Genomic DNA, 12,057 nt, shown 5'->3' on the forward strand with positions numbered 1-12,057 from the left:
AAAGTCAAAAGTTATCAACTACTAACTTCTCACTACTGACAAATGACAAATGACAAATGGCGAAAAAAGGCAAGCATAAAATTTTTATTGGTATGGCTCCTGGGGTAGGAAAAACCTATCGAATGCTAGATGAAGGTCACGCCTTAAAGCGAGAAGGAATTGATATTGTTATTGGATTGCTAGAGACCCACGGAAGGAAAGAAACAGCACAAAAAGCTGAAGGACTAGAGATCGTACCGCGCCAACACATTATGCGTAGCGGTATGACATTAACAGAAATGGATACAGAGGCAATTATCAAGCGATCGCCTCAGTTAGTATTAGTAGACGAACTCGCTCATACGAATGTCCCTGATTCCTTCCACGAAAAACGCTATCAGGATGTAGAAGATATTTTAAGAGCGGGAATTGATGTCTACTCTACTGTCAACATTCAACACCTCGAAAGTCTTAACGATCTCGTAGCGCGGATAACAGGAATTGTAGTACGAGAGCGCGTTCCCGATCGCCTACTCGACGAAGCAGATGAGGTGGTGGTAGTCGATGTCACGCCAGAAACTTTAGAAGAAAGATTGTTAGAAGGTAAAATTTACGCTTCTAACAAAATCGACCAATGTTTGCAAAACTTTTTCCAACGCCGCAATTTGATCGCTTTGCGCGAACTAGCACTAAGAGAAGTCGCCGATAACGTTGAAGACGATGCCCTAGAACTGAGCGCCCGTAACAACGGCAATGACCTAGACGGACAGTATTGTAACATTCACGAACGAGTATTAGTCTGCGTATCAACTTATCCTAACTCCGTTCAGCTCTTGCGGCGAGGGGCAAGAATTGCTGGTTACATGAATGCACCACTCTACGTTGTGTTTGTGGAAGATCCAGATAAATTCCTCACTAGGGAAGAAAGCCTACACGTCGAGACTTGTGAAAAATTGTGTCAAGAATTTGGCGGTACATTTATTCGTGTCAAAAATCATGACATTGCCAAAGCGATCGCGGATGTAGCCTGTAAGTATCATGTCACGCAAATCGTCATTGGGGAAAGCCAACGATCTCGTTGGAAAATCTTATTGAAAGGCTCCTTAACTCAAAAATTAGTCCGATTGCTAAAAAATATCGATCTGCACATCATCGCAACCGACAAAAAAGAACCATTATGAAGTCGTAAGTCGTAAGTCATTTTTCTCCCTCAGCAACCTTGCGCCTCCTCAGCTCCCCCAGCTCTCTTACCTCCCTGCTCCCTAACAAATGTACTAGGATAAAACAGAGAAATCTTCCAGATGCAGCAGGCATGAACTTTTTAACTTACGTTCTCCATGTGGTAGGTTCGGGTGCGATCGCGTACTATACTGCTCGACAAATCCGCGATCCCCTCACACGTCCCAATACTCTCGCTGGCTTCCAATTAGCAGAATCAGGCTCGGTTCCCTTCTTGACAAAATTGAGTCAACGTGCTGGCGTAGAAGGCGATGAGTGGTTGGCTGAGAAACTGGCAAAACACGCAGCTGATGAAACTAGGCACGGTCAAATTTTCGCCCATGCTTTGAAACAACTGAATAAACAAGTCATCGATTTCAAGCGGGAGCGCGAAAAAACGCCAGAGGAAAAACCCAAGGAACAGCAGCGCAGTCCCTTTTTTGATGCTTTCTTCAAAGGCTACTCCCCAGAGCAGCTTAAGCCGGAAAATATGGAGTGGAATGTATTTCTAGCTAGCACCTACATTTTAGAGTTGGATGCTAGCAAAGATTTCGTCCGCATGGCAAATGTATTACCTGAAGACGAACCAACTAGCCGTAACCTGAAAAAGAGCCTTCTGAGTGTAGCTCAAGATGAAACTGGTCACGCCAACTACCTCTATGAAGCCATGATGCGGCGAATGCCTGCAAACCAAGTGCAACAACTCGTAGACGAGTGGCGCACCCGCAAAGTCAATGCTCTCATCGCATTTACCAGCAATATGCTTCAAGGCAAAGACAAACCACGTTCTTTAGTAACAGAAGGCGCTCCCGCCGAAACGCCAGCCGACTCTCAACCGCAAGAATTAGCAGCCGTTTAAATTTGTCATTTGTCATTTGTGAGTGGCTAGTGGCTAGTAGCTAGAATCTTTATCTAGTCACTAGCCACCAATCACTAGCCACTAAGAACTGACCTCCATGCCTTACTTAAACGATTTAGCTCAATTTCTGGATCGCTTTTTTGCGATCGAGCGCTATTCTGCTTCTGAAAGGGGTGGTGTTTACATACCATCACCGCGCCCAATTAGTAGAATAGGACTAGCTTTAGAGCCGGGGGAAAATTTGCCACAGTGGGTTGAGAAACAAAAATTGGATGCACTGTTTCTCCATCGTCCTTGGAAATTGCAAGCGAAATTATTGCCAGATATTGGAGTCTTATCCTATCACTTGGCATTTGACGAGTGCATGACATTGGGGTTTAATTCCCGTCTAGCGAATGTATTATCTATGTCAGACTTGGAGGTACTGGGAGAAAAACAAGGGCGAGCGATTGGTGCGATTGGTAACATACCTCAGCAAAAGATCGCGGAATATTTACATTGCATTACCGAAATTTTTGGCGGACTAGAAGAAGTACATCTAAGTAGAACAGTAGAAGTTTCGCGTATAGCAGTTGTAGGAGGAATGAACGATGAACTAGTTAGGGAAGCTGCAACACGCGGCGCTAATTTGTATGTCACTGGACAAATGCGGCAGCCAGCCGTTGAAGCTTTGAAGGAAACGGAAATTAGTGCGATCGCAGTGGGACATCGCCGTTGCGAACAATGGGGTTTAAAATCCCTTGCCGGACTGTTGCGCGATCGCTGGTCTGGGTTATCAGTCATCGGTGAAGAAAGGGAGTAGGGAGCAGGGAGTAGGGAAGAATAATTTAACTCACGCACTACGCACTACTTTCTTATCAACAACGAAACTAATTACGCGATCGGATTTGGCGGTAATATTTTCTCATACGTATATGCTTAAATTTAATGTAAAAAATGTGACTTTAGTAGGTCAAAAACGTTATAATCAAACTCATATTTGGACGAGATTTTTCTAGAATATAACTGTACATTCACGGAAGTAACGAGCAGTTGGTATAAAAAATAAAATGAAGTTACAGTAAAAGTCCGCTTGAAGATTGAATGAAAGTGAAGATAAGTTTATGAAGGAATTTTTATAAGTTCATTAAATTATGTTAGTAAATTAATTCGAGAACATCCCCTAGCGTCGGCAAGTTGGGCAATTTATAGTTTTGCTTGAAGTGTTTGGCGTGCAATATCTGTCAATGCTGCTACACAAATCTTTTACAGAGGAATCATGCAAGCTTCCCCAAACATTACCTCCGCTTGGCAACGGCTCAAAAAGAACGAATTGAGCTGTTCTGAAGCGATCGCCCTTCTAGTAGATAATGAAGGAATTGTCAACCAAACACTACTAGATAAGGAAGTTAGTAGCAGATTTTTGCGCCACTTTCCCGATAAAACTTCCTTGCCTCCAGCTATTCCCTTGCTATTGTGGCGTGGATGTTACTATCTCGGTTCGCCCGTATCCCTCGACTCAGAAACGCTAGCCCAACTACAACAGCGCACGGGTAGCCAAATCGAAGTCGTCCCCATTGCAGACAAAAGCTACCGTACTTGGTTTCACTCTCAAAGCCTCAATCCCAATCGGATCAGCTCTATGCCCATAGTTAACCCGATTACGGGACAACTTGAGCAAGAGGACATCAGCGAAACTACAGAAATTTATTTGAGCAAAGCTGGCGATCAAATCGAGCGGATCAAAACTATCATCTCTGGAGCATTACGCAACCGAGCTAGCGACATCCACTTAGAGCCAATGGTAGATGGCTTGAGAGTGCGTTATCGAATTGATGGCGTGCTACGTGACATTACCACCTTACCAATAACAATGAGCCGCCGCGTCGTGATGGCGTTGAAGGTGATGTGCAACATGGACATTGCCGAACACCGCCGCCCGCAAGATGGCAGGATTGAGGAAAAGTATGCTTCAGGCGATGAAGCAGAACTCAACATGGACATGCGCGTCAGTACCCTGCCCTGCGTCAATGGCGAAAAAGCAGTTATCCGCCTCTTACCCCGAGAAAACCCCTTTACTCACTTGGGTAACCTGGGCTTTGTTCCAGAAACGATGAACGCCTACAAAGCTTGGTTAGAGCAACCCCAAGGCATGATTATTCTGACAGGTCCCACGGGAAGCGGTAAAACTAGTACACTTTATACGAGTTTGCAGAATGTTGCTAAAGAACACGTTAACGTCGTCACGGTAGAAGATCCGGTTGAGTACGTCCTGCCAGGAATTACTCAAACTCAAGTTCACGAAGCCGCAGGAATGACATTTGCCGCAGGGATGCGGGCAATTTTGCGTCAAGATCCAGACATTATCATGGTCGGTGAAGTTCGCGATAGCGAAACCGCAGAAACCGCAGTCAGAGCAGCGCTAACCGGACACTTGGTATTTACCACTCTGCACACGAATGATGCACTCGGGGCAATTCCGCGTCTGAAGGATTTAGGTATAGATCCTGGTTTGTTAAGCGATGCGTTGTTGGGAGTAGTGGCTCAGCGTTTGGTACGTCGTGTTTGTCCCCATTGCAGCGAGCCTTATACCCCTACAGAAACAGATTTGAAAGTGCTGGGATTGGGACGAGACATACGTACTGATACGTGGCGTAAAGGTCGAGGTTGCTCGATGTGCTTCAACTCTGGATTTTTGGGACGGGAAGCAGTGGTCGAGTTAATTGACGTAGACGATCGCATCCGCGATATTATCTACGAAGGTACGATGACCCAGTTACAGCGCTACCTACGAGAGATTAACTATGCATCTTTCCGCAAGGCAGCGGTAGAGAAGGTGATGGCTGGGTTGACCACCGTACAAGAAGTCTTGCGCGTCCTACCTCGTTGTGCTTTGTACAACAACCATTTTGCTAGTGATAGCTTGGCTGAATCGGAATATGAATTAAACGGGCGCAAGCTGCCTGAATTGGGGAGAATGCAATAGCTCGCGGTATGTATTTCATTTGAATGTAGGGGCGCACAGCTGTGCGCCCCTACATATTTAAAAAAAGAGGGGAAGGATTTTTGTTTTCCTTCCCCTCTTTCTTGCGGTTATTTTTACTGTCTTCGGCTTTATCGCCTTCTTTGAGCCTTTGACGCATCATCTGCGCCTGTTTCTTCAGTTGTCTGGCTCTTGCCGCACCGCCTCTACCTTTGTCGTTTCTACCTTCGCGACGGGGCGACTCCCATCGTTTGAGTCGCATACTCTGCTCCTTTGCAGCTTTTCTGGTATTGTGCTGATGGGCAGGAGGAGAATCGAACTCCTATGGGTTTAAGCCCGCTTGATTTTGAGTCAAGTGCGTCTACCAGTTTCGCCACCCGCCCTTTTTTTCAGCTTTACCATTGTAATCTATTTTTGTATTTTCTAACAAGTTTTGATATTCGCGACCAGATGCCCAGCGATCGATCTCTCTAGCGCGTAAGACTGGCACGGGATGGGTGAGTTGAGAGGAGTGAGCTGATTTCAGCATTTCGCCAATTTCAGTATTGCTAATATTGTCGTAAGCGCGCGCTTGCTCGATAAAAGCATCGAGATTGAGCTGGGAAGCCAGAACGGGAGAACCACCAGCGAGTTTCATCAATATCGACATCACAACTTTGGGGTCTTGAGTCGCTAGCAAGGCAGCGCGATCGCAGGTAAACTCAGCACAGCGTACCCATTCTAATAGTTGCGCCTGTAGGGTTTGGACGAGTAACTGACCCACATTAGGCAGTTGTCCGGCTGCGAGGACAATCAAATTCACTAACGTCAAATAGACCCCGTGGTCGCATTTGAGATGACCCAATTCGTGAGCAATCACCGCCTGCACTTCCTCTGGTGTCAGCAGATCGATCAGTGAAGTGTGCATGACAATAAATGGCTGTTTGCCCCGCATAGCAAAAGTGTAAGCATTGGGGACTGGGTGCTGTCTGACATACAACTGCGGCGGTTCCAGATCCAAAACCCGACACGCTTCTATTAACAGTTGATGATATTGCGGTAATTGGCGATCGCTCACCAGAATACTTGAGGCAATATTTTCAATATAGAAAAATTGTTCTGCCAACTGTCCCAATAAATTTCGCACCAACAAATCGACACCAGGAATTTGTTTGAGTGCTTTAGTTGCTTCTAAGTCTAAAGGATGACGAAAAGAATCTGCTTTAAGCCCAACTAACTGCGTCTTGAGAGAAGACATGAGTATTGCGAACCAGTTTGTAGAGTAATAAAAGGTAATAAAGTAGATGCGATCGCCGACCCGCTGTCATCAGCAACATCGCAGTCAACATCTCACAGTCAGTATAGCGAATTCAGTTGTCAGCGATCGCTATGCAACTACCAACTACCAACTACCCATTACCAATTCAATCCGGTAGAGGAATTTTCATCGAACCGCAATCTTTGCGATTGCAAAGATACCATTTCGCGGGTGCAACTGCGCCTTCAGTGTCGAAGTACACGAGTCCTTCAGGAATGTTGTAGTAGATTTCCATTGTCACCTCGCAACCGAGGATGCGCTGAAGTAGTTTTTTGAGGATCTCTTGCCTGGAACCGATTGCTGCCGTCACTTCGCGGCTTTTGCAGTGTACCATCAGCTTAGGGCGGTTGGATTGTTCGCAAGACCAAACGTTAAAATCTACAGCCAGACGTAACAAAGCCCTCGTTTGAGGATCGCACATCTCAATTAAGGTATTTTCAATTTCAGCCTTTTCAATTGCGGTTGGTTTTTCTTTGTTGTAAATCAGTTTCATAACTTAATTTCCATACTGCTTACCAACATTTTTGAGATTTTTTTACCAACTTTGCGTCACATCTGCCACATTTTTTATCTCGCTCAACTTTTAATATCAATGAAGGCAGGCGATCGCATTCAATCATGCAGAAGTGCTAATTGTGGCTCAGTTTCAGCCTAGCTTATTCTGTATTTTCCTGGCTATTAGTAAATCAGTAATTGTTAACTTGGTTCAAACATTTTCACAAAATTTTACTTCAAAAAATCGGAAAAAGCTGTCTTCTATCTAACGAGAGAAATGTATGACGATACCTTACATTTTTATTAACTGTTCTTTCAGTACAAGCCATCATGTGCGGAGAGTGACATTTCCCGTCAACTGGCAACTCTCCAAAACCCTATAACAATCACCACGACTAAAACACGATTAGCTATCACTTACGTCAGCTATTGTCAATGAGTACATTTTTCATATAATGGATGAAATATAAAAATGAACTTTTATTAAGCTGTTAAGCGAGGAGAAAGTTAAAGATGTATGTCGTGCAAATTGCCTCTGAATGCGCTCCCGTTATCAAAGCAGGCGGCTTAGGCGATGTCGTCTACGGGCTGAGTCGGGAATTAGAGATTCGGGGAAATAGTGTCGAGCTGATCCTGCCCAAATATGATTGTATGCGCTACGATCACATATGGGGATTGCACGATGCCTACCGCGACTTATGGGTTCCTTGGTACGACGGTAGAGTTCACTGTTCTGTCTACTGTGGTTGGGTACACGGGCGAGTTTGTTTCTTTATCGAACCGCATTCTCAAGATGACTTCTTCAATCGCGGCTGCTATTACGGTTGTAATGATGACAATATGCGATTTGCTTTTTTCAGCAAAGCCGCTTTAGAGTTTCTGCACCAGAGTAATAAGCGCCCCGATGTGATTCATTGTCACGACTGGCAAACAGGGCTAGTACCCGTGATGCTGTATGAAATCTACAAATATCATGGCATGGGGAACCAACGAGTTTGTTACACGATCCACAACTTCAAACACCAAGGGATTGCTGGAAACGAAGTCTTACAAGCAACAGGACTGAATCAGGCAGAGTATTACTTCCAATACGACAAGCTACAAGATAATTTCAATCCCTTTGCCATCAACCTGATGAAAGGGGGGATTGTCTACTCTAACGCCGTCACGACTGTATCACCTAACCATGCTTGGGAAGCTCATTATACAGAAGTTGGCAGTGGTCTAGGTCATACCCTACACCAGCATCAAGATAAATTTAGCGGCATTCTCAACGGTATTGATTACGATTTCTGGAATCCAGAAGTAGACCGATACATACCTTTTAACTACAGCTCAGACGATTTTGAGCAAAAAGTCTATAACAAAAAAGCTTTGCGAGAACGGCTTTTACTGCGCGACGAACCAAAAAAACCAGTTATCGCCTACATCGGTCGATTAGATAATCAAAAAGGGGTTCACCTCGTCCATCACGCGATCTATTATGCTCTCCAGAGAGAAGCGCAGTTCGTCTTACTAGGTTCGGCGACAGAACCAGGAATCAACGCTCATTTCAAACATGAGAAAAACTTTTTAAACGATAACCCCGACTGCCATTTAGAACTCGGTTTTAACGAAGAATTATCTCACCTCATCTATGCTGGCGCTGATATGATTCTCGTCCCCAGTAATTACGAACCTTGCGGATTGACGCAGACAATTGGGATGAAATACGGTACTGTACCGATCGTGCGCGGAGTTGGCGGGCTGGTCAATACGGTGTTCGATCGCGACTACGATCCCAACAAATCTCCAGAAGAACGTAACGGTTACGTCTTCTATCAGACCGATTACGGTGCTTTAGAATCGGCAATGGATCGGGCGATTGGTTTGTGGTACAACCATCCTCAAGAGTTTCGCCAGCTTGCCCTACAAGGCATGGCATACGACTACTCTTGGAACCATCCAGGCACGGAATATCTGAAAATTTACGATCGCATTCGGCATCAATAATTGCTTACCCAGTCAATCCTTTGAGGGCGGGTTTTTCAATCTCTTCGTAATTGACAGAGATCTTTGAAAAACCTGCCCCTACAGTAATACGACCAATTACCCATTACCCATTACTTGCTATAAGTCACGACGCGATCGATCCGAGGTCTGCCGAATCTCTCCCAAGCATTGCCCCCACGTAGAAATAATTCCATCCAACGAATCTGCTTTCCATTCGGATCTTGCCAGCCAGAACTCCCTGGCGCAAAAGCCAACGTCCCTTCGGGAACGCGGAAACTACCATCCGAATACACGGCATCGCTGACCGTATCCCCTACTCGAATCGTTACCTTAGTTTCTGGTTCTAAGTTGACGCGATCGGCGGAAATGGTAGTTTTAATGTTACCGTAGCCATCGATCCACGCCACGCGATCGCTTGGTGGATCGGGAATCTGCTGCGGATCTAACTCGTCGCCTAACAAACTCAGATCGTCAGAGGCGATCGCTGCTGCTGCTTGAGGAAATACGTCTCGCGATCGAAATTGCGAACCGCCGCGAGAAACCTTGACAATTTTGATCGTCTGTGCTGCCGACTTAATGAAAGACAGAGTATAACCTGCATTAACTCCCACAACTTTGACGTTGTTGGGTAACAGTACGTATGTCAGTCCCTCCCCTTCATTGTCTTTCCTGGGTTGTGCGTCGTCCTGGCGCGGCGCACAATTATGATAAATTAGCCTTTCTGCTGTACCGGGATTTAGTCCGAGTTGAGCCACCCAAAAGCCAGTGGCTAGCGTGCTGAATGGTGGTACGGAAACCCAATGAATTTGCGCTGTTGGTAACGACATCAATAGCCGTTGGGTAACTTCAGCAAAAGCTGGGTCGCCATTTCCATAATCTGCAATCAGGTTAATTTGCATAAGTTATTAGCATATGTAATTGGTCACAGCCTGTAAGATTCGTTCCGCTGCGTGTCCGTCTCCAAAAGGATTAATAGCTGTTGCCATTTTTTCATAAGCAGTTGGGTTACTTAACAACTCAGCCGCCGCCATGACGATTTCTGCTGTTTGGGTTCCAATCAATTTTGCCGTTCCAGCCGTCACTGCTTCAGGTCTTTCTGTCGTTTTACGCAAGACCAAAACTGGTTTACCCAAACTCGGTGCTTCTTCTTGCAAACCACCAGAATCAGTTAACAGCAAGTGCGATCGCTGGATCGCCCCTACTAATTCTCCATAATCTAGCGGATCTGTCAAGAAGACTCTAGGATGCTGACCTAAAATCTCTTGTAGCGGTTCGCGCACGATCGGATTGCGATGCAATGGCAACAATAAAGCTGTATCCTCAAACTTTTCTAGTATCTGCAAAAAACCTTGGGCAATTCCCTGAAGCGGTTCGCCCCAGTTTTCTCGCCGATGCACTGTAGTTAATAAAACTCTATATTTGTCCCACTCTAAACCATCGATCTGACAAGCTGGTTGCTGTTCTGCTACCGATAGCAATGCGTCAATGACCGTATTACCCGTTTGATGAATTTCTCCTAAAACGCCAGAACGTTGCAAATTCTCTACTGCTTGCGGCGTGGGGGCAAAGTGCAAATGTGCCAACTGAGAAATCAATCTGCGATTTGCTTCCTCTGGATATGGATCGTATATATTGTCTGTTCTCAGTCCCGCCTCTACATGTCCTACCGGAATTTTTTGATAGAATGCTGCCAAAGCAGCTGCAAAAGCCGTAGTCGTGTCCCCTTGAACTAAAACTAAGTCCGGCTGCTGCTGTTCAAACAGGGTTTCCAATCCTCGCAGACTGCGACAAGTAATATCGCTCAGAGATTGTTGCGATTGCATAATTTCCAAATCTGCATCTGCCTTAAGGTTGAATAGTTGCATGACTTGAGCAACCATTTCTCGATGCTGTCCGGTTAGAACAACTTGGGTATCAAACTGAGGTGCGCGTTGAAACACCTGAATCACTGGTGCTAGCTTAATTGCTTCTGGGCGAGTGCCTAAGATAATGCAGACTTTTTTCATTGAGCTGGTTTTGCTAGTGGTTCATTGGTCAATGGTAATTGGTCAACGGTCATTTATCGTACAGTAAATATCAATGTCTTACCCTTACTACAAAAACCATGACTCAGCTCGACCGAGCAGCTATGCAAGCTCGAAATAAATTACTCGCTATGTTTCTACTACTCTGCATTTTAGACGTTACATTAGCGATCGCAGTACGGGACAGGTGGGCTATCGGTCGTATCTTACTAACAATTGTCGTGATGTATTTTGTGATGCAGGGGCGAAAATGGGCAAAATGGCTTCTAATTGGTATCTGTAGTTTGTTTGTTGTCAGTCTAATCGCAGTGATTGTGGCACTGAGTTCAAGGCTTTCTACTATTTCGATCGTTGGAAGTTCGATCGCGATCGTTCTTAGCGCTATTATTCCGGTCTATATGGCAAGTAGCAAAGATTTAAATCGTTATTTTGCTTATAAAAGACAAGGTTATTCCCAATAGACCCGATAGTATATCGTTAGCTACTTATCGACAGCTCTACAAAAATGAAAAAACCCAGCTGGTCACTGGGCAGATGCATTATTTGGATGAAATAAACTTAGCTTCCGCTAGAACTTTGGCTCCGTATCGCAGGTCAAAGGACAAGCTGCATAGACGGAAGTATCAATGTCATCTGCCTCGCCATGCAGCCAGCTCAACCATTTAACTTCATGTGGGTGAATTCCTTTCAAAGTCAACATACTAGCTCCAATCAGCACTGCCAAAACGTTGAAACCAATTACACTTCCTGCTACTAATAAAACCGCACTTACTGGCATCACAGATTGCAGTACCATCGACAACAAGAAGGCTACTGTAGCCATCAAAACGACTAAAGGAAAGCCCACAACGAGCAAACAAACTGCTAATGTGAAACTCCAGATTAAAAAGCTTTTGAGTGTAAATAAAGAAGAAGATGTCCCTAAATTGGAGCTTTGAGTTAAAGCCATAGTTTCTCTCCAAAGTCAATGCAAAAATTCAGATTTGTAAAATTCTGTACGCCGAGTCGGAGCCAGTTAAGCCCTATTGAAAATTAGTATACAGATACCCATAGATAAGATGATCGGATAGTTATTAATCTTTACACTAGATAATTTCTGTTTATAAATCCGAACGGAAAAGCATATGAAAATGCTTTGCAAGTCACAACATCTATCTTGAGATATATAACCTCAAAGTCTTTTAGATACTAGCTTTCACAAAGATCGAGCGATAAATCTTTTGTGAAGCAG

The 12,057-nt window shown here is 44.8% G+C and carries 13 protein-coding genes and 1 tRNA gene; 7 read left to right on the forward strand and 7 right to left on the reverse strand.

Going from position 1 to position 12,057, the window contains the following annotated elements; translation table 11 throughout:
- The first annotated feature begins 56 nt into the window (after nt 1–56).
- The 4 genes from M5J74_RS16580 to M5J74_RS16595 all read left to right on the forward strand — a co-directional run bounded on the left by M5J74_RS16580 (nt 57) and on the right by M5J74_RS16595 (nt 5,021).
- Nucleotides 57–1,160 carry a universal stress protein gene (locus tag M5J74_RS16580; protein WP_250012501.1) on the forward strand — a complete coding sequence of 368 codons (1,104 nt, stop codon included), beginning with the start codon at nt 57–59 and terminating at the stop codon, nt 1,158–1,160.
- 131 nt (nt 1,161–1,291) lie between these two features.
- Entirely contained in the window at nt 1,292–2,056 is a 765-nt protein-coding gene (locus M5J74_RS16585; RefSeq protein ID WP_106545902.1) for a rubrerythrin family protein, read from the forward strand.
- 97 nt (nt 2,057–2,153) lie between these two features.
- Entirely contained in the window at nt 2,154–2,858 is a 705-nt protein-coding gene (locus tag M5J74_RS16590; protein ID WP_106218049.1) for a Nif3-like dinuclear metal center hexameric protein, read from the forward strand.
- 456 nt (nt 2,859–3,314) lie between these two features.
- Nucleotides 3,315–5,021 (forward strand): GspE/PulE family protein, encoded by a 1,707-nt coding sequence (locus M5J74_RS16595; RefSeq protein ID WP_250012509.1) that lies wholly within the window; start codon nt 3,315–3,317, stop codon nt 5,019–5,021.
- 49 nt (nt 5,022–5,070) lie between these two features.
- Here the strand turns inward: M5J74_RS16595 and M5J74_RS16600 are convergent, their stop codons facing one another.
- From M5J74_RS16600 to M5J74_RS16610, 3 genes are all read right to left on the reverse strand, one after another.
- Nucleotides 5,071–5,280, reverse strand: a complete 210-nt coding sequence (locus tag M5J74_RS16600; RefSeq protein WP_015155192.1) for a hypothetical protein — start codon at nt 5,278–5,280, stop codon at nt 5,071–5,073.
- A 37-nt stretch (nt 5,281–5,317) separates the two neighbouring features.
- A tRNA-Leu gene (locus tag M5J74_RS16605) sits at nt 5,318–5,401 on the reverse strand.
- The gene (locus M5J74_RS16610; RefSeq protein ID WP_250012511.1) at nt 5,380–6,255 is read right to left on the reverse strand and encodes a M48 family metallopeptidase; all 876 of its coding nucleotides are present in this window, start codon (nt 6,253–6,255) and stop codon (nt 5,380–5,382) included. Before M5J74_RS16610 ends, M5J74_RS16605 begins: the two co-directional genes overlap by 22 nt.
- 46 nt (nt 6,256–6,301) lie before the next feature.
- On the opposite strand from M5J74_RS16610, the gene M5J74_RS32780 reads away from it, so the two are divergent.
- Entirely contained in the window at nt 6,302–6,433 is a 132-nt protein-coding gene (locus M5J74_RS32780; RefSeq protein WP_256498136.1) for a hypothetical protein, read from the forward strand.
- Here the strand turns inward: M5J74_RS32780 and M5J74_RS16615 are convergent.
- Nucleotides 6,422–6,808 carry a hypothetical protein gene (locus M5J74_RS16615; protein ID WP_015155194.1) on the reverse strand — a complete coding sequence of 129 codons (387 nt, stop codon included), beginning with the start codon at nt 6,806–6,808 and terminating at the stop codon, nt 6,422–6,424. The two genes, M5J74_RS32780 and M5J74_RS16615, sit on opposite strands and share 12 nt — an antisense overlap.
- A gap of 515 nt (nt 6,809–7,323) precedes the next feature.
- On the opposite strand from M5J74_RS16615, the gene glgA reads away from it, so the two are divergent.
- Nucleotides 7,324–8,802, forward strand: a complete 1,479-nt coding sequence (glgA, locus tag M5J74_RS16620; RefSeq protein ID WP_015155195.1) for a glycogen synthase GlgA — start codon at nt 7,324–7,326, stop codon at nt 8,800–8,802.
- 110 nt (nt 8,803–8,912) lie between these two features.
- Here the strand turns inward: glgA and M5J74_RS16625 are convergent, their stop codons facing one another.
- Both M5J74_RS16625 and wecB read right to left on the reverse strand, forming a co-directional pair.
- A complete protein-coding gene (locus tag M5J74_RS16625; RefSeq protein ID WP_015155196.1) occupies nt 8,913–9,701 on the reverse strand; it encodes an S-adenosyl-l-methionine hydroxide adenosyltransferase family protein in 789 nt (262 codons plus the stop codon).
- Between the two features lie 6 nt (nt 9,702–9,707).
- Nucleotides 9,708–10,808, reverse strand: a complete 1,101-nt coding sequence (gene wecB, locus M5J74_RS16630; RefSeq protein ID WP_015155197.1) for a non-hydrolyzing UDP-N-acetylglucosamine 2-epimerase — start codon at nt 10,806–10,808, stop codon at nt 9,708–9,710.
- 98 nt (nt 10,809–10,906) lie between these two features.
- Between wecB and M5J74_RS16635 the strand changes: the two genes are divergently transcribed.
- Complete coding sequence (locus M5J74_RS16635; protein ID WP_015155198.1) at nt 10,907–11,287, forward strand: hypothetical protein; 381 nt, start codon at nt 10,907–10,909, stop codon at nt 11,285–11,287.
- Between the two features lie 107 nt (nt 11,288–11,394).
- Here M5J74_RS16635 and M5J74_RS16640 read toward each other — a convergent pair whose 3' ends face one another.
- A complete protein-coding gene (locus tag M5J74_RS16640) occupies nt 11,395–11,775 on the reverse strand; it encodes a hypothetical protein (RefSeq protein WP_015155199.1) in 381 nt (126 codons plus the stop codon).
- Nucleotides 11,776–12,057: the final 282 nt, after the last annotated feature.

Origin of the sequence: Chroococcidiopsis sp. CCNUC1, from assembly GCF_023546805.1 — a bacterium.
In the GTDB taxonomy this organism is placed as follows: domain Bacteria; phylum Cyanobacteriota; class Cyanobacteriia; order Cyanobacteriales; family Chroococcidiopsidaceae; genus Chroococcidiopsis; species Chroococcidiopsis thermalis.

Bases quoted from the DNA above. Each gene is read 5' to 3' on its own strand.
- wecB (WP_015155197.1), bottom strand. From the start codon at position 10,808: ATGAAAAAAGTCTGCATTATCTTAGGCACTCGCCCAGAAGCAATTAAG.
- M5J74_RS16635 (WP_015155198.1), top strand. From the start codon at position 10,907: ATGACTCAGCTCGACCGAGCAGCTATGCAAGCTCGAAATAAATTACTC.
- M5J74_RS16585 (WP_106545902.1), top strand. From the start codon at position 1,292: ATGAACTTTTTAACTTACGTTCTCCATGTGGTAGGTTCGGGTGCGATC.
- M5J74_RS16610 (WP_250012511.1), bottom strand. From the start codon at position 6,255: ATGTCTTCTCTCAAGACGCAGTTAGTTGGGCTTAAAGCAGATTCTTTT.
- M5J74_RS16640 (WP_015155199.1), bottom strand. From the start codon at position 11,775: ATGGCTTTAACTCAAAGCTCCAATTTAGGGACATCTTCTTCTTTATTT.
- M5J74_RS16590 (WP_106218049.1), top strand. From the start codon at position 2,154: ATGCCTTACTTAAACGATTTAGCTCAATTTCTGGATCGCTTTTTTGCG.
- M5J74_RS16615 (WP_015155194.1), bottom strand. From the start codon at position 6,808: ATGAAACTGATTTACAACAAAGAAAAACCAACCGCAATTGAAAAGGCT.
- M5J74_RS16600 (WP_015155192.1), bottom strand. From the start codon at position 5,280: ATGCGACTCAAACGATGGGAGTCGCCCCGTCGCGAAGGTAGAAACGAC.
- M5J74_RS16580 (WP_250012501.1), top strand. From the start codon at position 57: ATGGCGAAAAAAGGCAAGCATAAAATTTTTATTGGTATGGCTCCTGGG.
- M5J74_RS32780 (WP_256498136.1), top strand. From the start codon at position 6,302: ATGCGATCGCCGACCCGCTGTCATCAGCAACATCGCAGTCAACATCTC.
- M5J74_RS16625 (WP_015155196.1), bottom strand. From the start codon at position 9,701: ATGCAAATTAACCTGATTGCAGATTATGGAAATGGCGACCCAGCTTTT.
- glgA (WP_015155195.1), top strand. From the start codon at position 7,324: ATGTATGTCGTGCAAATTGCCTCTGAATGCGCTCCCGTTATCAAAGCA.
- M5J74_RS16595 (WP_250012509.1), top strand. From the start codon at position 3,315: ATGCAAGCTTCCCCAAACATTACCTCCGCTTGGCAACGGCTCAAAAAG.